Raw genomic sequence first — 23,601 nt, 5'->3', positions numbered from 1 at the left:
CTACCCGTTGACCTGATCGTCTGCCAGTGCCACGAAGACTTCCACCGTGCGGGCGTCGGGATAATGCTCCCAGTCGCCGGTGTAGGCGCGCACAAGTCGGCCGGCGGCTTCGGCGTCCCAGACCGACCGCCAGATGCTCACGATGGTGTCACCCAAATCGTCCCCGCTGGCGATGAACCGGGCGAACCGGCCGCCGGGCACCCGGGCGAGCACATCACCAGGCAGCAAATCGGCAAGGCTGTGACAGCGGTAGCCGACGATATGGGTCAGGTACGAATTGATTTCCGGCGCATGGTCGACGTACGCCGTGGTCGGTGGCCCGGGCAGCTTGCGAGCCAGATTGCGCTTCCACGCCTCTTCGACTTTCGCGCGGCGCGGACCCTCGACCGCGAGCGCCGGGCTGCGAAGCACAGTTCCCGCCACCAGCGTCTCGGGTTGGTCAACGACATTGAAATCCACCGGCGTAGCCCCTATGTCTCGTCTTCCGTCGTCGCTCGAGCGCATATCCTCCCGCATCGTTCCCGCGGTATCGGCGTCGGCCTGTTTCCGACGCACTCGCTGTTCGCTCTCACTCTGGCAAACGATGCTGCCATGTCATGCGTTCCCCCGGGCCACGGAAGGTCACAGCATCATCGCTATCCCGGCACGGGGATGCTCAGCCCGGGGAAAATCTCGACTTCCTTCGGCGCCTCGGTGGTCGGCGGGATGACGACGGCGGGTTCGCGCGCGGACGTCTGCGGCGGGTTCAGAATGTCGTAGGCGCCGCCGGAGGGCTTGCTCTGGAGTGGCTGCGCCGGGCTCGGCGTGCCGGGGAACTGTTCGATCGGGGTGCCGTCCAGCGCGTCGTCCATGACCTGCTTCCAGATGTCGGCGGGCAGGCCGGAGCCGTAGATGTCGCCGCCGCGCGCGGTCCGGATCGGCTCCGACTGCTCGGTGCCGATCCACACCGCTGTGGACAGCGAGGGTGTAAAGCCGATCATCCACGCGTCCTTGTTCAGGTCGGTCTCGCCGAGCTGCGTGGTTCCGGTCTTTGCGGCCGAGGGACGGTCGGCCGCCAGCGCGTGCCCGTTGGAGTAGGCAGCGATCGGGGTCATCGCCTGGATGGTGTTCTCCGCGATCGCGCGCGGGATACGTTGCTGTCCCGGCGGCATCTGCTTGCCGACCTGCCGGTCGGGCGCGCCGCGATCCAGCAACACCCGGCCGTCGGCGGTCACCACCCGCTGCACGAAGTACGGCTGGTGGTAGACGCCCGACGCGCCGACCGTGGCGTAGGCCGAAGCCATGTCGATGGGACGGACCACGTACTGGCCGAGAACGACGCCATTCAGCGGCTTTCCGCCACCCTCGGCCAGGGTCTTGCCCGCGACACCGGGGATCTCCTCCGGGATGCCCGCCGCGTGCGCCGCGTCGGCGATCGACTGTGGCCCGTCGGACATCGACATGGTGAGCCGATAGAAACTGGTGTTCAGCGAGCGCTTCAGCGCCTCGGCCATGGTGCACTTGCCGCACGACTCGCCGTCCACGTTGGTGATCCTGACGCCGTCGTCGGTCAGCGGCGAGCTGTCCAGCACGCGGGTCAGCGGAATGCTCTGCTGCTGCGCGGCGATCACCGCGAAGATCTTGAACGCCGACCCGGTCTGCAGCGGCGCCTGGGCGAAGTCGTAACCGATGCCGTCGTCGCCGCCGAAGTATGCGCGCACCGCGCCGGAGCGCGGGTCGACCGACACCACCGAGGCACGTAGCTGCGGCGGCTGCGAGGCCAGCCGGTCGTGCACCGCGCCGAGCACCGCCTGCTGGGTCCTGGCGTCGATAGTGGTGGTGATCTGCAGTGCGCCGGTATTCAGCTCGCGCTCGCTGATGCCGGAGGCGCGCAGCTCGCGCAACACTTGGTTGCGGATCAGTCCTTCCGGACCACGGGCCACGCTGTCGTCGGGGATCTGCCCGATCGAGATGATCGACGGGAACACCACCGCGTCGCGATCGCCCGGTGCGAGCACACCCATCTCGACCATGCCATCGAGCACGTATGCCCAGCGCGCCTTCAGGTCCGCGAGATGGGTTTCCGGATCCAGGATCGACGGCGTCCTGATCAGCGCCGCGATCACGGCGCCCTCGGCGAGGGTCAGCTGGTTCACCGGCTTGTCGAAGTAGGCCCGTGCCGCCGCGGCGATCCCGTAAGAGGCGCGGCCATAGTAGATGGTGTTGAGGTAGGCGGCGAGGATGTCGTCCTTGCTCCACTGCCGCGCCATCTTCGCCGCAATGACCAGCTCGCGCATCTTGCGTGTGACCGTGCGTTCGGAGCCGAGGAAGGCATTCTTCACATACTGCTGGGTGATCGTGGAGCCGCCGCCCGCGTCGTCGCGGCCGAGCACATTGTCGCGAACGGCGCGCAGGAAGCCGGAGCTCGAGTAGCCGGGATTGGTGTAGAAGTTGCGATCCTCGGCGGAGAGCACCGCGTCGCGCACCGGCCGCGGCACCTCCGACAGGAGGATCGGGGTCCGATTGCCCTCCGGCGGAACGACCTTCGCGATCACGGTGCTGCCGTCTGCGGCCAGGATGGTGGCGGCCTGATTCGTCTGCATCGCGGCCGGGTCCGGTATCTCCGCACTCCAGTACACGAGCACCGACATCAGTGCGGGCACCACGCCGAAAAGGATGAACAAGGCCAGCAGCAGCCGGCGGAAGCGTTCACCTCTGCTGGGCGGCCGCCGATTCGGGTCTGGTGCCGGTCGTGTGGCGGGAGGTCGCGACTTTCGGCGAGCTGCCTTCTGTTCGCGTATCGGCCGGGCGTTCCGGTTTGTCGCCTTCGGCCGTTCGCTCCAGCCCGCGATCGACGCATACGGTGCGGTCGGGGGAGTGCCCTTGGAGCCGCGCCTATGCTCTCGCGGTTTGCGGAACGAGCTCACGATCATCTCCTCCCGGAGCGTCGGACAACACCTGCACACACGATCGGAAACGAGCTGTGTTTATTTTGCAGCGCCTGCGGCGCTGCGTGTTCGCGGCCCCCTCTTGGCTCGCGTTCGAGCGGGCGAGACTCGCGATTGCTTCGCACGCGCTTCGCCCACTCGGACGCGAGTCGGGCCGCGAACGGTGCTCGTAAGACTCGCACTTCGGGGGGGTTGGTGGGGCGAAAACGGGCGGTATGTTTTTGCGGTGGGGCAATGGTCGGTGGGATGGTGGCGCTTTCCTGTAGGCGGCTTGTAGTGCGGTGATTGACGGGTCGCCGGGTGTCGACCGGAGTCCTTCCGCCGCTGGCGATTTTGTCGCGAGAGGGCGGGCCGGCGTGATGGGAGCCTGGACGGAGCGGGTGCTCGTGGCTCGCGTCGTCGTGGGCGGTCGTCGCCGTTTGTCTCGGGCCGTGCGGAATTCGTCTGGCGGCAGGTGTGTCCGCCGGGGTGCGCTAGCTCTTCACGCCGCCTGCGGTGAGGCCCGAGATGATTCGGCGCTGGAACAGCAGGACCATGATAACCAGCGGGATCGTGACCATCGTTCCCGCCGCCATGATCGCGGCGTACGGCTGCACCAGCGGATTGTTGCCGGAGAAGCGGGCGATCGCGACGGTGACGGGTTCGGTCTTGTCGCTGGAAAGCAGGCGGGCCAAAAGGTATTCGTTCACCGCCGCGATGAACGCAAGGATCGCGGTGGTGAAAACGGCCGGCGCGGCAAGCGGCAGCATGACCAGACGGAACGCCTGCATCTTGGTGGCGCCGTCGATCCGCGCCGCCTCCTCGAGCTCCCACGGCAGTTCGGCGAAGAAGGACGCGAGGATATAGACCGTCATCGGCAGTACGAAGGAGATGTTCGGGATGATCATCGCCTGGTACTCGCCGATCCAGCCGATGCTGGTGAACAGCTGGAACAACGGCGTCACCAGCACGACAACGGGGAACATCGATGCGCTGAGGATCAGCCCCGACACCAGGTACTTGCCGTGGAAGGTGAGCCGCGCCAGCGCGTACGCGGCGAACACGCCGATCACCAGCGCGATCACCGTGGTGACCGCGCCGATGAGCACGCTGTTCACCAGCGCCTTGCCGAAGTCGTTGCCGCGGCTGGTGTCGAACGCGTTGCGTAAGTTCTCCAACGTGATGTGCGTCGGCCACGGGGTGTTGTCGAAGGTGTAGTCGGGGTCGCGGAACGCGGTGACCGCCATCCAGTAGAACGGCGCGAGACCCCAGACGAGCACGATCAGGGCGCCGAGATACAGCCGGACCGAGCCGATCCGCTTGGTCCACGCAACCGTTCGAGTGGCGGGTTTTCTCGTCGTCTGCACGGACATCAGCGCGCCTTCCGTGTCATGCGAGACATCCGGTCGGACCGGACAAGCGCTGCGCGATGGTGTCTCATCCTGCCCTGCGGTGTCATGCGGGACACCCGCACCCGGTCGGGCAGGATGAGCGCTGCGCGATGGTGTCTCATCCTGCCCTGCGGTGTCATGCGGGACACCCGCACCCGGTCGGGCAGGATGAGCGCTGCGCGATGGTGTCTCATCCTGCCCTCCGCTGCTCTTCCTGGGTCCGAACCGCATTGGCGCCCAAAATCTTCACCAGCACGAACGCCACCGCGAAGATCAGAAGGAAGGTGATCGTCGACAATGCGGCCGCGCTGTTCGGGCCCTGCCGCACCTGCTCGACCACCAGAATCGACACCGTGCGGGTGGACGGGTTGCCCAGCGTCATGATCGCGGGCAGGTCGAACATGCGCAGCGCGTCCATGGTGCGGAACAGCACCGCGACCAGCAGCGCGGGCTTCAGCAGCGGCAGCGTGATCTGGGTGAACCGCTGCCAGGCCGACGCGCCGTCGACCCGCGCGGCCTCGTACACGTCGGCCGGGATCACTTGCAGACCGGCGAGCAGAAGCAGCGCCATGAACGGCGTCGTCTTCCACACGTCGGCCGCGATCACCGCGAACCGCGCGGGCCACGCGTCGGAGGTCCACAGGATGTGCGTGCCGAGAACCCGGTTCACCACGCCGTCGTATTGGAACATGAACTCCCACAGCCGCGCCGTGACCGCAGTCGGGATCGCCCACGGAATCAGCACCGCCGCGCGCAGCAGCGCCCTGCCGCGGAAGGTCTTGCCCATCACCATGGCCATGCCGAGGCCCAGCGTCGCCTCGAGCGTCACGGTCACGACCGTGAGGAACAGCGTGACCCCGATGGCCAGCCAGAACTGCGAGCCGAGGTTGCCGGTCGGACAGGACACCGCCTCGCCGCCGACGACCTGGCACTGCTGCAGCAGCCAGTGTGTGTAGTTCGAAATCCCGGCGCTGCCGCCCTCGACGAACATGCCGGTCGCTGGATCGAGCCCGGGGTCTTTCTGGAAGGACATCCACAGCGCCCGGAACACCGGATACCCGATGACAACCGCGAGTGCGAGTAGCACGGGCGTGACGAACAGCCAGGCCTTGCCGGAGCGTCGCAGCTCCAGGGCCACCGTCGCGCCGAAGCCGGGTCTGATCGGAAGGGACTCGTCTTTCGGCACGCTGGTCGCCGCTCCCGAGGGATCCGACACCGGTTCTCTCTCCTGCGGGTTTGTCGGGTCCGTTGCGCTCACCGCTTACGATCCGGCGGTCTCGATGCCCTTCTGCATACCGGTGATCGCGTCGTCGACGGACTTGGTTCCGTTCAACGCAGCATAGGCGTTGTCCTGGATTGCCTTCGACACCGCGGGATAGAACGGGGTCACCGGGCGCGGCACCGCGCTGGAGATGGAGTCCTTGAGCGCGGGCAGGTACGGCATCTTCGCGATCAGGGCGGGGTCGTCGTACATCGACGCGCGCACCGACGGCAGAGCACCGGAGGCGACGATGTGCTGTGCGTCCTCGCCGATCAGAAAGCGCAGGAAGTCGAGGGCGGTGGCCTTGTTCTTGGAGTACGCGCTGATCGCCGCGTTGTAGCCGCCGAGGGTGGAGGCACCGACGCCGTTCTCGCCGGGGAGCGGCGCGACCGCGAACTTGTCCTTCACCTCGGACGCCTCGCCGCCCACATCACCGAAGGTAGACGGCCACGAACGCAGGAACATCAGCTTGCCTTGCGCGAAGGCGTTGCTGGACTCCGGCTCTTTGAAGGTGATGGCTTCCTTCGGGATGTCGCCGTTCTTGTACGCGTCCACCAGGACGTTGAGTCCGGCGCGCGATTGCGGGCTGTTCACCGTGGGTGTTTTGCCGTCGGCGCCGACGAAGCTCCCACCGTAGGCGTTGATCACCTCCGCCGCGTTCACGGTCAGGCCCTCGTACGGCGCGAACTGGCCCGCGTAGCAGCCGATGTTCTGCTCGCGCGCGATGGGGCACTGAGCGAGCATCTCGTTCCAGGTCTTGGGTGGGTTGGGCACCAGATCTTTGCGGTAGAACAGCAGGCCGCCATTCGTGTTGCGCGGGGCGGCGTAGAGGGTGTTGTTGTAGGTGGCGCTGGCGACCGGCGGGGAGAGCAGCGTGGAGGTGTCGATCGTGAAGGAGTCCTTCAGCGGCTGGATCCAGCCCTTGGCGGCGAACTCGGCAGTCCACGGAACGTCGAGGGCGACCACGTCGTAGTTGGACTGCTTGGAGCGCATGTGCTCGACCAGGTCGTCGTACTGTTGCGAGGCGTCGTTCGACTGCTCCTTGAACGTCACCTGCTCGTCCGGGTGCGTGGCATTCCAACGCTCGATCAGTTGCTTGACCGCACCGGTCTCGGAGGTGTCCTTACCCTCGACGTAGGTGATCGGGCCGCGGCCGGTGAGGTTCTGGCTGGTCGGGCTGCCGCTGTTGTCGCTGGAGCAGGCGCTGGTGAACGTCGTGGCCAGCAGTGCGACCGACGCGGCCGCCACCGCGGCGCGCGGTACGAGCGACGAACGTAGGGTCGACACCTTTTTCACAGCCATCGCGGACACTCCAGAATCATTCGTGAGCGGCAGCACACCCTGCCGGTGCACAAGGCAACATACATGGTGTTGATGTGACATGCGGGGTTGCGGCGGGAAGTCCTCGCTAGGCTTGCGTGTGATGATTTCGCCGAACGCGGTCCCCGATCGGATGCTCACCCGCATCGGTGGACTGCTGCGCAAGGCCGAATCCACCGACAACGAACACGAGGCCGAGGCGTTCCTCGCGGCGGCCCAGCGGCTGGCCACCAGATCCTCCATCGACCTCGCGGTGGCGCGGGCACACGTCGCGGGACGTGAGCGCAGACCGACGCCGGTGCAGCGGATCATCCCGATCGGCGAGCCGGGCAAACGCGGGTTGCGCACCTACGTCCAGTTGTTCGTCGCGATCGCGTCGGCCAACGACGTGCGCTGCGATGTCGCCAGGACGTCGACGCAGGTCTACGCCTTCGGCTTCGACTCGGACATCAATACTTGCGAGGCGCTGTACACGAGCCTGCTGGTGCAGATGGTGCGCGCGTCCGACCAGTACATCAAGTCGGGGGCCTACCGGTCGGCAACCGTGGAGAAGGTTGTCGTGGAGAAGCGGTGGGGGCGGCAGGTACGACGCCGGGTGCAGGCTCCGCTCGCGGGAGTGACGGCGCGGCTGAACTTCCAGATGGCGTTCGCGGCGCGGATCGGGCAGCGGTTGGCCGCGGTGAAGGCAGAGGTGGAAGCGGAGGCGTTGCCCGAGGACAGCACGGCGACCGGTACCGCGCTGGCGTTGCGCGACAAGGAAATCCAGCTCACCGACTTCTACTCACGGACTTCGGAGGCCCGCGGCACCTGGCGCGGGCCGCAGGCCTCTGCCGGGCATTCCGCGGCGGCGCGACAGGCGGGTGACCGCGCGGGAAAGGCCGCACGGATTGGTATGTCGCCCGAACTTCCCGCTGCCCGTGGGCAATTGGCTACGCCTGACTCGCCCGGTGGATCCGCGTGAGTACTGTGCATGACGGCGACAGCACGGCTGGCCCCGGCAGCCGTTCGTTACGGGTGCCGATCCCGAGTCACGCTGCGAGTACTCCGCGATGACGACCGCACGGTCCGCCGCGCGTGTACCTCGGGTGTTCGTCGTCGGCTCGCGAGTGGCGACTCGTCCTGAGTCGGTCGCGACAGGCGCAGGGCAGTGCCGGTGACCGTGCGCGACAGCCAGCGCGCCAAGGTGTACGACGCCGAACAGCTGGTGCGCGGGATGTTCGACCGCGCGGATGAGCACGGCGTCCGCACTGTCGAGCTCTACGGCTCCCAGCTCACGCTGCCGATCGAGCGCCGCTTCGCCTCCGTCGAGTCGGTGCAGAGCTATGCCGACAAGGTGTTTGCCCTCAATTGGGTTCGAGCGCAATGGCCTCGCGCCGCCGTTTCTGTTCGCGTCCGCTCCCGTGCTGGAGCGGCCGCCGCCCATTACGAGGCGGGCGACGCGGTCCTCGCGGTGCCGCTGCACACCGGCGGTACTGCCTGGGCCCTGCGCGAGCTGGTGGTTCTGCACGAACTGGCGCATCATCTCGAGTCCGCCCCCGCCGCGGTGGCCCCGCACGGTCCCGAATTCTGCGGCCGGTACCTGGACCTGGTCGACGGCGTCGTCGGCCCCGAAGCGGCGCTGCTCTTGCGCGCCACCATGCTCGGCTGCGGCGTGCGACTCGGGTGAGTGTGCTTGGCTGGGCCGTCTGGATCCACGAGTCGGGTGGGCTGCGCGTCGGGCGGACTGGTTGCCGCGCTGTGCGGTTCGCCGCAGCTACGGGTGTCGGGCCGAGCCGCGCCTTCGGCCGGCCGGGCCGTGTGGTTGCCCGGGGTTCGGTTGGACGGAGCTGCGGGGTGGGATGGAGACCGTGCTGCGAATCCTCGTGGACGACGTCGCGTACAAGGTGGGCGAATCTGCCCGCCTCGTCCTCCCGAATCCTCGAGATGCTCGAGGAAGCTGCGACCGGTTACGCGGCCCACTGCCGCTGCTTGATATCGACCGCTACTGACCCTAGCCTGCCCTCGCTCATAGAATAGTTTGTTGTCGTTACCGAGCACAGCCTCTTTCGGCTCTATCGTGGGAAGCATGCTCGATGATGTGGATATCGATTGGACAGCGAGCAGTCAACTCACATCATTCGATGAGGTGTGTGCACTGTTCGATCGAGTGTTTGCCGAGCCGCCTTACAGTTGGGGCCTAGTCCAGTCGGAGCGGCACCGCGCGGTATTGGCCTCGCGCGCAGAGGAGCCCGGGTTCATGTTGATCGTGGTTCGCGCAGCGAACTGTATGGTGGCAGCCGCGTATGGGTTTCCCGCTGACGGCCGCTGGTGGAAGGACGTTCATCCGATGAGTGCTTCCGAAAAGGACACATTTACGGTCAGTGGGATAGCGGTGGACGTGCCTTGGCGTCGACACGGACTCGGCCGCCGAATGCTTGCTCAACTTCTCGACAGTTGCGGCAAGGAGTGGGCCGCCGTGGCCGTTCTACCGAACGCTACTGAGGCACAACATTTTTACTCGAGCATCGGGTGGCGGTTCGTCGGCCGGAAACACTTGGCTCCCCCGTCGCCAATCGAATTCCTTGAGATCTATTCGATCAAACTGTCCAACTTGTAACTGGCCAGCAGACTGTCTAGTTCCTTGACTGCGGTTGCATCAGCACAATTGTTCAAGCTCGACCGTGCTTGCCGAAGACTGGCGGCGAGCCTAGCTGAGCGGGTTGCGGCGACAACTTCCGCGGTTTTTCCAAGATTATCGACAGCCTCGTCGACGTTACCTAGTGCTACCTGAGCCTGGGCCAGATCAAGCATGGAGAACGCGCGGTCGCGAATGAATGAATTATCGGTTATTGCCATTGATAGCTTCGCGGATTCCTCCGCCTTGTGTGCATCTCCAAGTTTGAGATAGCAATGGCTGTGGGCGGCCGAGCTCAACGCTGGGCTGTAAAAATAGGCAAGCGATGTCGCACGTGCATGATCGGGAACGTCGGTCATTGCGGCGTTTATCTCCAAGGCGGCCAAACAGGCATGCTCCGCGCCGATACCCGCGTACGCACGCGCTGCCATCTCGGCGGTATCTGCTCGAAGTAGGGGATCATCGCTTAGCTCTGCCCAGTGCATCGCAGCAGCGGCGTGATCCACGGCCACCCGGTAGTTCCCCTGCCAGGTAGCTAGATGACTCATGTGCGAAAGAACAAATACCGCAACGTTTACATTCTCGGCTTCGTGAGCGGCGATCCGTGCTTTTTCATACAAGAGACCGGCCGCAGTGAAATCTCCGAGATCGAAATGGAGCCATCCAGCAAATCGACACAGGTCAGCGTATAAGCTGATCAGTCGCGCCCGTAACCGCACCGGACAGTCGCCAAGCAGCGAATCAACGAGACGTGCCTGCGCAAGGACAGTACCGAGTGCCGCAGCTGCTCCGAGTGCGTCATCCTGCCGCTTCGCGGATTCCAATACAGTTTCGATGCTCGCCACTAATTGCTCATCGACTGGCGATTGCGCAGGCTTGGTGCCGACGGCGGCGGCCAGGGCTCCGGCTCCGATACCAGTGACTACCGTGCGACGTGATAGTGACACGAGGACGACCTCTCCAGAGGCGGTTCGGGCCGGAACCCAGACCTGGTCGGCATCATCGACACCCAACACGGTCGGCGCGAGCTGACCGAGAGTGTCACTCGCCAGCGTAACCGGCCCGGGCGAACTCGGATCGACTTCGTTGTGGTCTTCGCCGTAGCCCGTCAATGCCTGCTCGAACCGTGCGACAGCTTCGCTTGATGCCGCCGCGAGCGCATCTTCGAGGATGAGGCGGCTGGAGGGCCGCAATCTCGCGGCCTTCCCCTCGAGCTCCCAAGTTTTGACCGTTCGCGGCGCAATCCTCAGTTTCTCGGCGAACTTGTCGACGCTGAGCAGCATGGCCTCACGCAGCGCCTTGGATTCAATGCCTGTCCAGCGATACACAATCATCGACCCAGCTCCACCCCTGCTCGTGCCGCCGTTGTGGATCGAAAGCTACACCCGGTCAACCAAGTACGTCATGTATTCGGCAGATGCGTGCGGGCTGAAACTGCACGGGGACTGCACCGTTACGTTCTGGTTGCTTCCACCGCCGTCAACCACGCTGAATCAGCATCCGTCGCCGGGAGTTGCGGGCGATCCGTCATCCCGGATACACGAAACCGGTTGGCGGAGAGAGGTTCCGTGCGATCGGTCCGGCGTCGGGTGCCCACCAACAGAACACACACGACGCGCCTGGGGGTAAAGACCAAATGCCTATAGCTCTGTTGATCGCCTTCACCGTTGCTGCAGTCTTCTACGGCACGATCTGTTTCTTCGATCGGCCCGTGAGAAGCACTGAAACGTGCCATACCGCACCCGATACTCCGTACACCCCGGATGACGCACATCTGGTGTGGCAGGCGCGGATCGGCTGCGACACCGAAACGTGCGCCGACAAAGCCGCCGCACTCGACGTCCTCATCGAAGCCAAGATCGTCAAGCCATGGCGGGCCGTCCGATGACCACCCTCGCCGACGCCGAACAGTGGCGGCACTTCCACCGCAGCTGTTACGCCGAGACCCCAATTCGTTCGCTGGACCAGGCCCGATTCGTGACCAACGTCCACGCCGGTCACGGGCACACCTGCCTCCAGTACTTCGCCGCAACCGCGTACATCATGGGCTCCGGGGACGGAGCCGAACATGCCGAGTGACAACGAGCCAATCGGCATCAGGCAGAGCCACATCGACGGCACATGGTCGATCATCGGCGCCGACGGCTGGCCGTACAGCCCCGAGGAAACCGCCGAGCTGATCAGGGACACCGGCGGCGGCCAGTCGCTGGAGCTGCTCCAACGAGTCTCTGACGCTCTGTGCGCGCTGGCGAGGAAATCAGATGGCGCTCAGTAGATCGCAGGCGAAGGTGCTCGGCGCTCTGACCCAGGGCGAGCCGATGACTACGCAGGAACTGAGCCTCCGGACAGGTCTCGCGACGGCGACTGCACGGGCCGCGGCGGCATTCCTCGCTTACGACGGGTGGGCGAGCAGCACCGACAGGGTTCCGACCTACTGGCAGATCACCGACTGCGGCCGACGTCTCGCCGCGACACGCCCCTATCGCGAATACCGGACCGCCAACGCCTGAGTTCGGCAGCCCTCCATAGAACGTCCCGGCAATGGTCGGGATTCAGTGAAGAACCGAGTTAGGAGACCGCATGAACGAGCTTTATGGTCTTGGTCCTGATGGTGCCTCGATCGACGTTTGGACCGACTGGAACGTCCAAGCCAACGCGGACGACGACGGCCAGGACTGAGCTCGCCGAAGGGTGTCCATCCGAAGCCTTCTACCAGGCGCGCGAAACCCCCGGCGCAGACGGAACGGACGCCATATCGCCTCCTGAAGGTCGATTCGTTTGTGGTTTGGCCGGGTTGTGTGTCGTCAGCGCTATGCCTTCGGGCTCTGCCGAACCAGTGCCGAGACGCGGGTCAATCGCTCCTGCCACCAGGCGGTGCGGGCGGTGTCGGGGTGGCGGTAGCGCTCCACTAGTGCTGGGTCCGGTTGGGGCGGGGTGCGCGGGACGGTGAGGTAGCCGTCCACTGGGCGGAAAGAGTCCGGTACCACGTCGCCGGTGAGCAGGCTCAAAGTGCCGAGGCCGCAGGCGAAGTCGAGTTCGGGAAGCGCACCGGCCAGCGCGAGCTGGGCGGCGAGGCCGACGCTGGTTTCCAAGGCAGAGGAGACCACGCAGGGCAGGCCCGCGGACTCAGCCACCTGAAGGGCGCGGCGAACGCCGCCCAGCGGCGTGCATTTGAGTACGGCGATATCGGCGGCCCCGGCGACCGCCACCCGCAGCGGGTCTTCGGCGCGGCGGATGGATTCGTCGGCGGCGATGCGGACCTCGACCCGGCGACGCACGGCGGCGAGTTCCTCGATGGTCCGACACGGCTGTTCGACGTACTCCAGACCGCCCGCGGCCTTGTCGATCCGGCTGATGTGCGCGACGGCGGTGTCTATGTCCCACACCGCGTTGGCGTCGACGCGGATCGCACCGTCCGGGCCGAGTGCGTCGCGCACCGCCTCCACCCTGGCCACATCCTCCGCGAGCGATTCGGGATGGTCGGCGACCTTCACCTTGGCGGTGCGGCACCCGGACCCGGCGACGATGGCATGCGCCCGCTCCGGATCGACCGCGGGCACGGTGCAGTTGATCGGGATCCGATCCCGTATCGGCTTCGGCCATCCCACCGTGACCTGCTCCAGCGCGGTGGACAGCCAGCCCGCGGCCTCCCGGTCGTCGTACTCGGGAAAGGGGCAGAATTCGCCCCATCCGAGCGGGCCATGGATCAGCATCCCTTCGCGCACCGTGATGCCACGGAAACGGGTGCGCATCGGAATGGCGTAGACGACGCTCTGCGCTGCGGAATCGCTCATCGCCGCCCAGCCTATTCGAGATATCGCGCACGCAGGACAACTGCTGCACCGAGTACCTCACCTGGGCTTTCGTCGTGTCCTGGGGCGGCACCGCACTCGCGTTGCTCGGCTTTCTCGCGCTGCTCGTCGTAGCAGTGGCCAAGCGCTGGTACCTCTGGTTATGGCCGGTGCTGGCGATACTGCTGATCGTCGGCTCGTTCTTCGGCGGGGTCGCGCTGGCTGCCCAGGTCCACATTGGACCGTGAATGGTCGAGATGCCGTGCGGCCGTCGACAAGTCATGCTGAAGGTATGGCGCGGCATCCACGGCGGCGGTTGACCGATATCCTGCGCGCGGCGCTCGGCTCGGTGATCGCCGTCGGATTCGGCTGGCTGATCGCCTCTTTTGTCCCGCTCTACGAAATGCTCGCCCGCGACGCGGACGGCTCTCGCTGCGTCGGGTACCTGCCGTGGGCGCAGGTCGTCGCGTGGACGGGGATCGTGGCTTCGGTGATCGCCGCGGCGGTCTCGATGGTGGAGAAGATGCGCGACGGCAGGCCGATCGCATGGACCCCGCTGGTGGCGGTGCCGCTGATCGTCGAATCCTGGTTGGTCGGATTCGTGATCGCGATGGTGCTCGTCTCGATCTGAGCGCGGTACCCGACCCGCTACGGGTACCGCGCGAGAACTCAAAGCCGCTCGAGGATCGTGGCGTTCGCCAGTCCGCCTGCTTCGCACATGGTTTGCAGGCCATACCGGGCACCACGATCCTGCATCGCGTGGACCAGCGTGGTCATCAGGCGTGCGCCGGACGCGCCGAGGGGGTGCCCGATCGCGATAGCGCCGCCGTTGACGTTGACCTTGCCGAGGTCGGCCCCGGTGTCGTTCGCCCAGGCGAGCACCACCGGCGAGAAGGCCTCGTTGATCTCGATCAGGTCGATATCGGAGAGCTGAAGTCCGGCGCGCTGCAGCACCTTCTCGGTCGCCGGGATCACCGCGGTGAGCATCAGCAGCGGGTCGTCACCGGCCACGGCGAAGCTGTGCAGCCGGGCGAGCGGCTTCAGACCCAACTCCTCGGCGCGGTCGCTGGTCATAATCAGCACCGCCGCGCTGCCGTCGCTGACCTGGCTCGCGGTCGCCGCGGTGATTTCCCAGCCGATCTGCGGGAAGCGGGCGGCCATAGCCGGGTCGTAGTAGGCGGGGCGTAGCTGGGCCAAGGTTTCCAGCGTGCTGCCGACCCGGATGCCCTCGTCGGTACTGAGCCCGTTGATCGGCGCCAGCTCCCTGGCGAACAACCCGTTCTTGGTGGCGAGTGCGGCTTTCTCGTGACTGCCGAGCGCGAACTCGTCCAGCTGCGTGCGGGTCAGGCCCCACTTGGCCGCGATCAGCTCGGCGCTGATGCCCTGCGGCACCAGACCTTCCGGGTATCGCTCGGCGAAACCGACGCCGGCAATGTCCTCGGAGCCGATCAGGTTGGCGCCCATGGGAATCCGTCCCATCGACTCCACGCCCGCGGCGACGACGATGTCGTAGGCGCCCGCGATCACGCCCTGCGCGGCGAAGTGGATTGCTTGCTGGCTGCTGCCACACTGCCGGTCCACGGTGGTCGCGGGGACGGACTCGGGATATCCGGCGGCCAGTGCGGCCCGCCGGGTCATGTTGGCGCCCTGCTCGCCGACCTGGGTGACGATGCCACCGATCACGTCGTCGATGAGCACGGGATCGATGCCGCTGCGATCCACCACCTCGCGCAGGCTGTGGGCCAGCAGGTCTACCGCGTTGACGTTGTGCAATGCGCCGTTCGGCTTGCCCTTGCCGATCGGGGTGCGTACCGCTTCGACAATCACCGCGTCTCTCATGGTGCTTCCTCTCGGACCGAGAGCCGGGCGACGATGCCTGGCTCTATCAACGCATAGTCAGATTACCTCTGGCAATAGTTAAGGCAAGTCAGCATCGGTATGATGTTCGTCATGGCAGCAGTGATGGAAGGACCGTTGGCCGATCTCAGCTCATGGAAAGCCGAAGAGTGCTCGATCGCGAAGGCGCTCGAGATCGTCGGCACCCGCTCGGCGGTCCTCATCCTGCGCGAGGCGTATTACGGGACCCGGCGGTTCGACGGGTTCGCCAGCCGGGTGGGGATCACCGACGCTGCCGCCGCGGGCCAGCTACGCAAACTCACCGAGGCCGGATTGCTGACGAAGCGGCCGTACCAGGAGGAGGGCAAACGCACGCGGCACGAGTACGTGCTCACCGCAATGGGACGGGATCTGCTTCCGGCCGTGCTCGCGCTCATGCAGTGGGGCGACGCCTATCTGCAATCGGGCCCCGCGCCGTTACTGCTGGTCGAGGAGGCCACCGGCGCTCCGGTGCGGGTGCAGGTCCGCAGCGAGACCGGGCGTGCGCTCGAGCTGGAGGAGCTGGGCGTGCGGCTCAACGAAGAGTACGTCAGGGAGGTGCGGCGGCGCTCCGGCACGAAAAACCGACCCGCCTGCGCGCCGGAAGACGTGACCGCGGTCGGTCCGGCGTGAAAGTCCGACCGGCTTGGGCCGCGGGACCACGCTGACCGTGGTCGATCCGGTGTGGAAGTCCGACCGCCTTGGGCCGCCGGACCACGCTGACCGCGGTCGGTCCGGCGTGGAAGCCGGAGCCGCCTGCACGCCGATCAGCCGGGCAGCGTTGTTCCGATCGAGCCCGCCCGCCCATATGGCGTTGGGCGAACGGGCCGTTCGGCGACGAACTCAGTTGAGGCGGGCGCCGTCCGTGCCGAAGAAGTAGATGTGCTCGGTGTCGGCGGACAGTCGCAGCCTGGTGCCCTTGGCCGGCGGGTTGCGCCAATCCGCGCGCGCCACAATGGTTTCCCCCGCGCCACTGGTCGTGCCCTCGGCGACGGTGCGGCCGTAGATGTAGGCGTCGGAGCCCAGCTCCTCCACCACGTCGACCTCCATCTCGATGCCGGAGCCCTCGCCGAGCTCGAAGTGCTCGGGCCGAATGCCGACCGTCACGGTGTTCCCGGCCGCGTCCGCGACCGAACGTGGCACCTGGAGCGCGTGTCCGCCCAGCTCGACGCCACCGTCGGTGATCGGAAGCGTGAACAGGTTCATGGCGGGCGAGCCCATGAAACCCGCGACGAACACGTTGGCCGGATCGCGATACAGGTCGCGCGGCGTCGCGCACTGCTGTAGCAGGCCGTCCTTCAGCACGGCGACCCGGTCGCCCATGGTCATCGCCTCGACCTGGTCGTGCGTGACGTACACGGTGGTGGTGCCGAGCCGACGTTGCAGCTGCGCGATCTGGGTGCGGGTCTGCACACGCAGTTTCGCGTCGAGGTTCGACAGCGGCTCGTCCATCAGGAACACCTGCGGCTGACGCACGATCGCCCGGCCCATCGCGACGCGCTGCCGCTGACCGCCGGACAGCGCCTTCGGCTTGCGGTCCAGGTAGGGCTCCAGATCGAGCAGTTTGGCCGCTTCCAGGACCCGCTTCTCTTTCTCCGCCTTGGCGACCTTGGCCAGCTTGAGCGCGAAACCCATGTTCTCCGCGACGGTCATGTGCGGGTAGAGCGCATAGTTCTGGAACACCATCGCAATGTCGCGTTCTTTGGGTTCGGAGTGTGTCACGTCATTGGCGCCGATCAGAATGCGCCCGTCGTTGACTTCCTCCAGCCCGGCGAGCATGCGCAGCGAGGTCGATTTGCCGCAGCCGGACGGACCGACCAGAACAAGGAACTCACCGTCCTCGATCTCCAAATCCAATTGGTCGACGGACGGTTTGGTAGCGCCGGGGTAGAGCCGCGTCGCACGGTCGAAGGTCACAGTGGCCATGATGAATGCACATCCCATCCCGGCAGGAACGTGCCGGACGATCCGAGTAAGGGCGGGGAGTGATACTACTGGGCGGCCGGTGTTTCGGCGAGCGCTCGTCGGCTCGGCTCGGAGCGGCCGTCACATCGGACGAAGGCCATGACCGATCCGTGGTCGCGTTGACTGTTGAAGAACAGGTGATTTCGCCGAGCTGCCGCTCGCAGGGAGTCTGGTTTCGGCGATCGGCACTACCGTGCGCCGGTGTGACGGCGGTTCAATGCTGTGGCGACACCGGCGCGGGAGGAAATACCCAGCTTGGCGAAAATCCGTCCGAGATGCTTCTCGACGGTCTTCGGGCTGACGAACAGCTCTGCGGCGATCTCGCGGTTTGTCAACCCCTGCACGACCCGATCGGCGATGGATTGCTCGCGTTCGGTCAAGATCGGCGCGTCTGCCGGCTCGTCGGCGGTGGACTGTCGCCGCACACGTCTTCCCAAGGTCCTGAGTTCTTTCGCGGCCTCGTCCCGCAGCCGTTCGGCCCCTGTGTCGTTGAGGATGCCGTGAGCCAGTTCGAGTTCGCGTACCGCCGCCGCGTGCTCACCGGCCAATGCGCGGGCGCGTCCCGCGACCAGCCGGGCGCGACCGACCCATACACGCATCCCCAGGGCGTCGAAGCATTGCACGGCCTCATAGGCAAACGCTGCGGCTGTCTGGAAGTTGCCCAGAGCGAGTTGGATGCGGGCCTGTGCGTAGCGTGCACTTCCCCCACGGGAGCCCAGCCCCGGCGCAGCGTCCGCTATGCGCTGGGCCACCGTCTCGGCCGTGTCGATCCGGCCGGCGGACAGTTCGGCCGTGACCAGCGCTTGGTGCCATATTGGGCGGGCGGTGGGGGGCAGGTTGAAGGACTCTGGTCCGCCGATGGACAAGATCTCCTGGCGGCCTCGCTCGAACTCGCCGGCTTCGATGAGCGCTTCGCCGTAACACGCGTGTGCGACCCATGCGAAAAATGCCTTCGGCTGGCGATCGGTCGCGCGAACCGCAGCGCGCCCGGCGGCCAGCGCGGCAGACAGATCGCCTCTTGTGGTCTCGATCCAGCACAGCGTGCCTTCTGCGGTCGCGAGCAGTTGATCATTGTCCAGCAAGACCGCCGCTTCCACCGCGCTCTCCGCGGCGGACTTCGCGTCGTACAGCTGACCGAGCCATAGCTTCGCCGCGGCCACACCGATGGTGAAGCGGCCGTACAAGTATCCGTGGCCGGTGGTACGGCTGACGTGCAGGCCGCGTTCGGCATGGCGGCACGCGTCGTGGAAGCGGTCGGTGGACAGCTCCGTGTAGACCAGGTCCGCGAGCGCGTCGAGCAGCGCAGGAGTGAGCTCTGCATCACGTGCGTCCATGCCATCGGCGGCCGAGTCGACCAGTTCCTGTGTCTCGGCGATGGTGCCCAGCTGGCTGGTGAACAGGGCAAGTTTTGCGGTCGCGGCGAGGAATAGCATCGGCTTGCCGAGGGCCTGCGCCTGGGTGCGGGCCGCCGCAGCCGTCTCGACCGCCTGCGCCCCCCGGCCCATCATGAGGTGGTTCTCGGCGAGATCGAGGCGCAGGGCGATGGCATCCGGGCTGCCTGGGGCCGCCTGCTCGAGAGCTGTGGTGAGGAGGTGGCGGGCCTCCTGGGCCCGTCCCAATCCGTGGTCGGCTCGGACGATCATCCCGATGATCCGCACTCGGTCCTCGAGCGCGTCGGCCGGAAGGAACTCCAGTGCCCGCTCCAGCACCGTGCGACTGTCGCGCAAACGGCCGGCGGCGGCGAGGGCACCGGCACGCGCGATCGCCAACGGCAATAGCCGTTCGGACCCGCTGGTTTCCGGCAGGAGCCGCAGCGCGGCCTCGAACCAGTCGGCAGCCGCCGCGGGCGCACGGGCCGCCACCGCGTGCCCCGCCTCGGTCAGGATCGCCACAGCCTTCTCGTCGCCGACGGTGGCCGAGCGCTCGACATGGTGCGCTTGTACGCCGAGGGAAGCACCGCTGCGGGCCAGTGCGCGTGCCGCCCGCTTGTGGGCACCGAAGCGCCAGCCCGGCATCGCACCGTCGTACACCACATGGCGCACGATCGGATGTCGGAAGCGGAGCCACCCTGCCACATCGGTTGCCCTGACCAGGTCGGCCGCGGCGAGAGAGTCGATGCGTTCCAACACCGGAGTCTTGTCGGTAGCCACGATCTCGGCTACCAGGTCCACATCGAACGGATCGCCTGCGACGGCGGCAGCCTGAAGCACCTCGAGCGTGTGCGGAGGCAGGATGGCCAATTCTTGGGCGAGCGCCGCGCGCACTGCGGCAGGAATGTCGGTCTCGGGCTTGCCGCCGATCCACGCTCGGGGTGTCGGTGCCGCAGGCTTGTTTGCCGACCGTGCTAGTTGCTCGAGGTAGAAAGGATTTCCGCCGCTCTCGGCATGCAATGACCGGACGAGTGCCGAGCCTGACCGTTGCCCCAGCAGGTCAGCCGCCTCGTCCATGGTCAGCGGCGCCAAATCGAGTTCGTGCAGCAGACCTTCGCGTCCGGCTTGCTGGACGGTACCGAGTAGCAGGCGCGGCGCCTGTCGCGGCCGGTAGGCCAGCGCCAGAACAACGCCGGGCACTGGGCGTCTCAGCAGGAAGCCGATCAGCTCCACCGAAGCCGGGTCTGCCCAGTGCACGTCATCGAGCGCCAACAGCAGTGGCCGATCGCGCACGAGCTGCTCGAACGTGGCTCGAACCGCGCGATGGAACTCGAATCGCTCCACCTCCAGTCGGGTCGCCAACCGGCCACCACGTCCCGACAACGATGGCAGTACCGCGGCGAGCTCCGCCAATCGGTCTTGCCCCAAGCCTGCGGTAATCTCGGCCCCGAGTACCCGGAACCGCTCATCGAGGGCGTCGACCACCAGACCGTAGGGCACCTCTTGCTCGAACTCCGACCCACGCCCCGCCAAAACGTCGAACCCCGCCGCGGAGGCTTGCTCACACAGCTCACCGAGCATGCGCGTCTTGCCGATGCCGGGTTCGCCCAGCACGGTCACAGCCTCCGCGTAGCCCGCTCCGGCAGAAGCCAGCACCTCTGCGATATTCAGCAGTTCGGGTGCCCTGCCGACCAGCTTCGCGTCCGGATCCTCGCCAACGAAGCTCAGGGCCATCGAGACTCCCGAACGATGCAGCTATGCGGAACGACCGTGGCCGACCCTTTCAGCGATCCCTACTTTCGGACGCCGATCCTGAAGTCGTGTGACCAGGATCTCGACGCACCGACCGACATTTCTTATTTCACCTTACCGCCGAGGTAGCGCGCATACGGCTGGCCAACGCTCGGGCTGGGCACCGCCCGCGCACCTGATCCCGGCTCAGGTGTCCGGTCGCGGGGAAAGGGTAGGGATTTCCCCCATGCCGCTCTGGTCAGCGATGTGGAAGTGTCGGGTCGTGGCCGACACGATGCTGCGTCAAGGAAGACGAGGCGGGCACTGTACGGCCATCATCCGACGTGTTCGAACGGACGTGATCGCAATGCGTGACACACTGGCGCACGAAGTCGGCGCCGGCACGCCGACTTGGGTGTGGTCCCTGATCGGCCGCCGTGCGCGGTGAGCAGGAGAGCAGTTGAGTACCGAATTTTCACCACTGCCTGACGAGCCGGACGTACATCTGTGCGTGTCTCTGCGCGGTATCCAGTTCCATTTCGCCGCCCGCCTGACCGCCGCGAAAGTGTTCATCCAAGAGCATCTGCGCTGCCGTTACGCTGACGACGTGAAAGTGCTCCCCGGTGACACCGGAGGGTTGCCCCGGATGGCAAATGAACGGCTGTTCCTGGAACGGTGACATCCGGACGTCGTTCGGTACACCACGGAGAGGCCGCTCGCGGCCCGGGTGCCTCTCGTTCGGTCAGGCGCGTTCAGCGGCCTTCGAAGAACGCACGTGGCACGTCGATCAGCATGGTGTCGATTTGCTCCTTGCTGACGCCGCGTTCGAGGACGTAGGGGAACACGTCGTCGAATATGTGGGTGTAGTGCCACTGTGGCAGGGCGGCCATCGCGGCCGGTTCGATCCAGTCGATGTAGCAGCTCGCGTCTTGCGAAAGCACCATCCGGTCGGTGTAGCCGCGCCGCACCATTTCGATGAGGGTGTCCGCGCGGGCCTCGAAAGTGGTGTCGAGGTTGATGCCGAAGCGGTCCATGCCGAGGACGAAGCCCGCGTCGGCCAGTTCGGCGAGGTGATCGCAGTCGGTGGTGTCGCCGCTGTGGCCGAGCACGATTCGGCCGGGGTCGACGCCTTCTTCGTCGCACAGGACACGTTTCACGTCGAGGCCGGTGCGGGAGTTCGGGTGGGTGTGCACGGTGATCGGCACGCCGGTTTCGAGGTGGGCCTTGGCGATCGCGCGCATGACACGTTCGACTCCGGAGGTCAGCCCCTGCTGGTCGATGGCGCACTTGAGCATGCCTGCCTTGACCCCGGTGCCTGCGATACCGTCACGGATGTCGCCGATGAACATGTCGACCATGGGGTCGGGGACCCGCGCGCCCACGATCGCGTTCAGGGCCGGCCCCCGGTAGTGGAAATAGAACGGGACGTCGTCATAGGTGTAGACGCCGGTCGCGACCACCAAGTTGACCGAAACCTCTTCGGCGATCCGCCGAATGCGCGGGATGTAGCGGCCGAGGCCGACCACCGTCAGGTCGACGATCGTGCGTACGCCCGCGTCGTAGGCGCTGCGCACGCGCTGCACGGCGTCGGCGATGCGTTCGTCTTCGGAACCCCATTCCGCCGGGTAGTTCTGCTGGAGATCCCCGGTGAGCACGAAGATGTGCTCGTGCATCAACGTCACGCCGAGATTGGTGGTGTCGATAGCTCCGCGGACGGTTTCGATCCGTGTCACAGCGGTTGTCTCCTTAGGGGAAAGGGTTTTCTACCAGCCGCCGGCTGTGCGGCAGGGCAAGGCCCAACTCCACGAGCGCTTGCCCCTCCGAATCGAATGGTTCGCGGAATGAAAGAGCATTCAGTTCGGCGGATCGCCTAGCCCGTAATTGGGTGGAACGCATAACTCACGGTGCTGGGTGATGCATGGCTTCTCCTTTGCGCACCCACGTTGAGCTGGGTGTATGACATGCTAGAGGCCGTGGTGTGAGCCGGACCATATCCTGTGCGAATGAAAGTTCGTCCATCTTTTGTGCGGAGAGCACATAGTTGACGGTCGCTCTTTCGCATTCCGCACCGACGGGTTCGTCGATTGTCGGGTCAGCGAGCTGCGGTCGGTCTGAGAACCGCGGGCCCGAGCCAGCGTGCGGCCTGGAGCGCTAGATGCAGATGAAGTGTGCGGTCGTGATCGTCGAACACGTCCCCGATCACGTCCAGCGCCTGCCGCACGCGGTATTGGATGGTGTTGCGGTGCACGGCCAATTCCTGTGCGGTGGCGGCGAAACTGCGGTTGTTGGCCAGAAAGACGCACAGGGTTTCCCGCAACCACACGTTGCGATGGTTGTCGACGGCCAGTTCACCCAGGCAGTCGGCTACGAACTCGCGCAGCGCCTCGAGATCCCCGACCATCAGTGCGACGGCCGCCACCTGGGCGTGTGACACCACTCGGGGAGCGCTCTCGCCGGCCAGGAGCACGATCTCCCGAACCCGGTCGGCTTGGCGCAGGCTACGGCAGAAACCCGCTACACCAACTCCGCAATCGCCGATCGCCACGCGTCCTGGCAGCGCTGATATCGCGCGCTCGATGGCGGTCACGTCGATCGCGAACTCGCGGGGAACCGAGAACCACAGCCGAACCTCGCGTTCGTCGGTCGGCACCAGCAACGGCCGCCGAGAACCGTCGAACAGCGGAATCAGCGCACCGCGAACGGCATCCAGGACATCGACCGCTGCCCGCGGTGAGATCTCGGGATCGGTCCACACATTCAGCGCGACGTGGTTGCCGCTCAGCGAATACTGCAGTACCTGCTCGGCCTGACCGATATCGGCGACCGAGCCGTCGAGCACGCGCGCCACCCACTCGTGACGCAGCCCGCCGCGGCTGCCCACCCACCGGTCGCGTTCCTGCTCGTAGGCGATCCCGACTTGCTCACAGACCCGGTCGATGTAGACAGCGGTGCGATTGACGAGGCGGACAATGGCTGCTGCGCCGTCGGCGCCACCCAACTCCACGGCCAACCGCATCGCGACATCGAGGAACTCGGCGTGCCCGATGCGGTAGCCCCGAATCAACGCTGACACCGGGACATCACGTTGTGCGAGGGTTCGCGCATAGACCAGCGCCCTGGTCGGAGCCTGCACGTCTTTCTCGGCAGCATCGTTCTGTACGAAGTCGAGGACCGCCATCAGGTTGTCGGTCGTGGCTGCTTCGAACAGCGCCCGCATTCGTGTGTCCAGGTCCAGCGCCTCCACCTGTGCGCGAATCTGCGACGACAGATCGCTGATCAACTGGTCGCGATTCCGCAGAATCTCCCGCACGACTCCGCGCACCACATCGCCGCTGCTCCCGGCCACACCCGACACCTCCGTCCGCCATCTCGGGCCC

The 23,601-nt window shown here is 66.1% G+C and carries 23 protein-coding genes; 11 read left to right on the top strand and 12 right to left on the bottom strand.

What is annotated here, in order from left to right:
• The 5 genes from AB4Z47_RS14795 to AB4Z47_RS14775 all read right to left on the bottom strand — a co-directional run bounded on the left by AB4Z47_RS14795 (position 1) and on the right by AB4Z47_RS14775 (position 6,860).
• Complete coding sequence (locus AB4Z47_RS14795; protein WP_441951192.1) at positions 1 to 459, bottom strand: GyrI-like domain-containing protein; 459 nt, start codon at positions 457 to 459, stop codon at positions 1 to 3.
• A 176-nt stretch (positions 460 to 635) separates the two neighbouring features.
• Positions 636 to 2,912, bottom strand: coding sequence for a transglycosylase domain-containing protein (locus AB4Z47_RS14790; RefSeq protein ID WP_441951190.1), 2,277 nt, complete (start codon positions 2,910 to 2,912; stop codon positions 636 to 638).
• Positions 2,913 to 3,400: 488 nt separating this feature from the next.
• Positions 3,401 to 4,279 (bottom strand): carbohydrate ABC transporter permease, encoded by an 879-nt coding sequence (locus tag AB4Z47_RS14785; protein ID WP_441951188.1) that lies wholly within the window; start codon positions 4,277 to 4,279, stop codon positions 3,401 to 3,403.
• 208 nt (positions 4,280 to 4,487) lie between these two features.
• A complete protein-coding gene (locus AB4Z47_RS14780; RefSeq protein WP_441951240.1) occupies positions 4,488 to 5,459 on the bottom strand; it encodes a carbohydrate ABC transporter permease in 972 nt (323 codons plus the stop codon).
• Between the two features lie 99 nt (positions 5,460 to 5,558).
• Positions 5,559 to 6,860 (bottom strand): ABC transporter substrate-binding protein, encoded by a 1,302-nt coding sequence (locus tag AB4Z47_RS14775; RefSeq protein ID WP_441951187.1) that lies wholly within the window; start codon positions 6,858 to 6,860, stop codon positions 5,559 to 5,561.
• A 121-nt stretch (positions 6,861 to 6,981) separates the two neighbouring features.
• Between AB4Z47_RS14775 and AB4Z47_RS14770 the strand changes: the two genes are divergently transcribed.
• From AB4Z47_RS14770 to AB4Z47_RS14760, 3 genes are all read left to right on the top strand, one after another.
• On the top strand, positions 6,982 to 7,839 hold the full coding sequence (locus tag AB4Z47_RS14770) for a DUF2786 domain-containing protein (RefSeq protein ID WP_441951185.1): 858 nt from the start codon (positions 6,982 to 6,984) through the stop codon (positions 7,837 to 7,839).
• Between the two features lie 192 nt (positions 7,840 to 8,031).
• On the top strand, positions 8,032 to 8,544 hold the full coding sequence (locus AB4Z47_RS14765; RefSeq protein WP_441951183.1) for a TIGR04338 family metallohydrolase: 513 nt from the start codon (positions 8,032 to 8,034) through the stop codon (positions 8,542 to 8,544).
• Between the two features lie 399 nt (positions 8,545 to 8,943).
• A complete protein-coding gene (locus tag AB4Z47_RS14760; RefSeq protein WP_441951182.1) occupies positions 8,944 to 9,474 on the top strand; it encodes a GNAT family N-acetyltransferase in 531 nt (176 codons plus the stop codon).
• Here the strand turns inward: AB4Z47_RS14760 and AB4Z47_RS14755 are convergent.
• Positions 9,447 to 10,826 carry a helix-turn-helix domain-containing protein gene (locus tag AB4Z47_RS14755; protein ID WP_441951180.1) on the bottom strand — a complete coding sequence of 460 codons (1,380 nt, stop codon included), beginning with the start codon at positions 10,824 to 10,826 and terminating at the stop codon, positions 9,447 to 9,449. The two genes, AB4Z47_RS14760 and AB4Z47_RS14755, sit on opposite strands and share 28 nt — an antisense overlap.
• Before the next feature lie 377 nt (positions 10,827 to 11,203).
• On the opposite strand from AB4Z47_RS14755, the gene AB4Z47_RS14750 reads away from it, so the two are divergent.
• Genes AB4Z47_RS14750 through AB4Z47_RS14735 form a run of 4 tightly spaced genes read left to right on the top strand, consistent with a single transcriptional unit; the run spans position 11,204 to position 12,002 of the window.
• Positions 11,204 to 11,380, top strand: a complete 177-nt coding sequence (locus tag AB4Z47_RS14750) for a hypothetical protein (protein WP_441951179.1) — start codon at positions 11,204 to 11,206, stop codon at positions 11,378 to 11,380.
• Positions 11,377 to 11,571 carry a hypothetical protein gene (locus AB4Z47_RS14745; protein WP_441951177.1) on the top strand — a complete coding sequence of 65 codons (195 nt, stop codon included), beginning with the start codon at positions 11,377 to 11,379 and terminating at the stop codon, positions 11,569 to 11,571. The genes AB4Z47_RS14750 and AB4Z47_RS14745 overlap by 4 nt, the downstream gene beginning before the upstream one ends.
• Complete coding sequence (locus AB4Z47_RS14740) at positions 11,561 to 11,767, top strand: hypothetical protein (RefSeq protein WP_441951175.1); 207 nt, start codon at positions 11,561 to 11,563, stop codon at positions 11,765 to 11,767. Before AB4Z47_RS14745 ends, AB4Z47_RS14740 begins: the two co-directional genes overlap by 11 nt.
• Entirely contained in the window at positions 11,754 to 12,002 is a 249-nt protein-coding gene (locus AB4Z47_RS14735) for a hypothetical protein (RefSeq protein ID WP_441951173.1), read from the top strand. Before AB4Z47_RS14740 ends, AB4Z47_RS14735 begins: the two co-directional genes overlap by 14 nt.
• A gap of 300 nt (positions 12,003 to 12,302) precedes the next feature.
• Here AB4Z47_RS14735 and AB4Z47_RS14730 read toward each other — a convergent pair whose 3' ends face one another.
• On the bottom strand, positions 12,303 to 13,286 hold the full coding sequence (locus AB4Z47_RS14730) for an o-succinylbenzoate synthase (RefSeq protein ID WP_441951172.1): 984 nt from the start codon (positions 13,284 to 13,286) through the stop codon (positions 12,303 to 12,305).
• Positions 13,287 to 13,360: 74 nt separating this feature from the next.
• Between AB4Z47_RS14730 and AB4Z47_RS14725 the strand changes: the two genes are divergently transcribed.
• Both AB4Z47_RS14725 and AB4Z47_RS14720 read left to right on the top strand, forming a co-directional pair.
• Positions 13,361 to 13,531 (top strand): hypothetical protein, encoded by a 171-nt coding sequence (locus AB4Z47_RS14725; RefSeq protein ID WP_441951170.1) that lies wholly within the window; start codon positions 13,361 to 13,363, stop codon positions 13,529 to 13,531.
• Positions 13,532 to 13,575: 44 nt separating this feature from the next.
• A complete protein-coding gene (locus tag AB4Z47_RS14720) occupies positions 13,576 to 13,914 on the top strand; it encodes a hypothetical protein (RefSeq protein ID WP_441951168.1) in 339 nt (112 codons plus the stop codon).
• A 38-nt stretch (positions 13,915 to 13,952) separates the two neighbouring features.
• Here the strand turns inward: AB4Z47_RS14720 and AB4Z47_RS14715 are convergent, their stop codons facing one another.
• Positions 13,953 to 15,122 (bottom strand): thiolase family protein, encoded by a 1,170-nt coding sequence (locus AB4Z47_RS14715; RefSeq protein WP_441951167.1) that lies wholly within the window; start codon positions 15,120 to 15,122, stop codon positions 13,953 to 13,955.
• A gap of 99 nt (positions 15,123 to 15,221) precedes the next feature.
• On the opposite strand from AB4Z47_RS14715, the gene AB4Z47_RS14710 reads away from it, so the two are divergent.
• The gene (locus AB4Z47_RS14710) at positions 15,222 to 15,791 is read left to right on the top strand and encodes a winged helix-turn-helix transcriptional regulator (protein ID WP_441951166.1); all 570 of its coding nucleotides are present in this window, start codon (positions 15,222 to 15,224) and stop codon (positions 15,789 to 15,791) included.
• A 210-nt stretch (positions 15,792 to 16,001) separates the two neighbouring features.
• Here AB4Z47_RS14710 and AB4Z47_RS14705 read toward each other — a convergent pair whose 3' ends face one another.
• Positions 16,002 to 17,084: an ABC transporter ATP-binding protein gene (locus AB4Z47_RS14705; protein ID WP_441951164.1), complete on the bottom strand. Its 1,083-nt coding sequence runs from the start codon at positions 17,082 to 17,084 to the stop codon at positions 16,002 to 16,004.
• 227 nt (positions 17,085 to 17,311) lie between these two features.
• A complete protein-coding gene (locus AB4Z47_RS14700) occupies positions 17,312 to 20,227 on the bottom strand; it encodes a helix-turn-helix transcriptional regulator (RefSeq protein WP_441951163.1) in 2,916 nt (971 codons plus the stop codon).
• A gap of 457 nt (positions 20,228 to 20,684) precedes the next feature.
• On the opposite strand from AB4Z47_RS14700, the gene AB4Z47_RS14695 reads away from it, so the two are divergent.
• Positions 20,685 to 20,903, top strand: coding sequence for a hypothetical protein (locus AB4Z47_RS14695; protein WP_441951162.1), 219 nt, complete (start codon positions 20,685 to 20,687; stop codon positions 20,901 to 20,903).
• Positions 20,904 to 20,976: 73 nt separating this feature from the next.
• On the opposite strand, the gene AB4Z47_RS14690 is transcribed toward AB4Z47_RS14695, so the two are convergent.
• On the bottom strand, positions 20,977 to 21,957 hold the full coding sequence (locus tag AB4Z47_RS14690) for a phosphotriesterase family protein (protein WP_441951160.1): 981 nt from the start codon (positions 21,955 to 21,957) through the stop codon (positions 20,977 to 20,979).
• Positions 21,958 to 22,316: 359 nt separating this feature from the next.
• Positions 22,317 to 23,570 (bottom strand): PucR family transcriptional regulator, encoded by a 1,254-nt coding sequence (locus tag AB4Z47_RS14685; RefSeq protein WP_441951158.1) that lies wholly within the window; start codon positions 23,568 to 23,570, stop codon positions 22,317 to 22,319.
• Positions 23,571 to 23,601 lie beyond the last annotated feature (31 nt).

Origin of the sequence: Nocardia sp. 2TAF39, from assembly GCF_052114905.1 — a bacterium.
Lineage (GTDB): Bacteria > Actinomycetota > Actinomycetes > Mycobacteriales > Mycobacteriaceae > Nocardia.
The sequence above is the reverse complement of the archived record's forward strand: the minus strand, read 5'-3'. Positions and strand labels throughout refer to the sequence as shown.

Coding starts and splice junctions, on each gene's coding strand:
- AB4Z47_RS14790 (WP_441951190.1), bottom strand. CDS start 2,912: ATGATCGTGAGCTCGTTCCGCAAACCGCGAGAGCATAGGCGCGGCTCC.
- AB4Z47_RS14785 (WP_441951188.1), bottom strand. CDS start 4,279: ATGTCCGTGCAGACGACGAGAAAACCCGCCACTCGAACGGTTGCGTGG.
- AB4Z47_RS14775 (WP_441951187.1), bottom strand. CDS start 6,860: ATGGCTGTGAAAAAGGTGTCGACCCTACGTTCGTCGCTCGTACCGCGC.
- AB4Z47_RS14770 (WP_441951185.1), top strand. CDS start 6,982: ATGATTTCGCCGAACGCGGTCCCCGATCGGATGCTCACCCGCATCGGT.
- AB4Z47_RS14760 (WP_441951182.1), top strand. CDS start 8,944: ATGCTCGATGATGTGGATATCGATTGGACAGCGAGCAGTCAACTCACA.
- AB4Z47_RS14755 (WP_441951180.1), bottom strand. CDS start 10,826: ATGATTGTGTATCGCTGGACAGGCATTGAATCCAAGGCGCTGCGTGAG.
- AB4Z47_RS14745 (WP_441951177.1), top strand. CDS start 11,377: ATGACCACCCTCGCCGACGCCGAACAGTGGCGGCACTTCCACCGCAGC.
- AB4Z47_RS14740 (WP_441951175.1), top strand. CDS start 11,561: ATGCCGAGTGACAACGAGCCAATCGGCATCAGGCAGAGCCACATCGAC.
- AB4Z47_RS14735 (WP_441951173.1), top strand. CDS start 11,754: ATGGCGCTCAGTAGATCGCAGGCGAAGGTGCTCGGCGCTCTGACCCAG.
- AB4Z47_RS14730 (WP_441951172.1), bottom strand. CDS start 13,286: ATGAGCGATTCCGCAGCGCAGAGCGTCGTCTACGCCATTCCGATGCGC.
- AB4Z47_RS14720 (WP_441951168.1), top strand. CDS start 13,576: ATGGCGCGGCATCCACGGCGGCGGTTGACCGATATCCTGCGCGCGGCG.
- AB4Z47_RS14715 (WP_441951167.1), bottom strand. CDS start 15,122: ATGAGAGACGCGGTGATTGTCGAAGCGGTACGCACCCCGATCGGCAAG.
- AB4Z47_RS14710 (WP_441951166.1), top strand. CDS start 15,222: ATGATGTTCGTCATGGCAGCAGTGATGGAAGGACCGTTGGCCGATCTC.
- AB4Z47_RS14705 (WP_441951164.1), bottom strand. CDS start 17,084: ATGGCCACTGTGACCTTCGACCGTGCGACGCGGCTCTACCCCGGCGCT.
- AB4Z47_RS14700 (WP_441951163.1), bottom strand. CDS start 20,227: ATGGCCCTGAGCTTCGTTGGCGAGGATCCGGACGCGAAGCTGGTCGGC.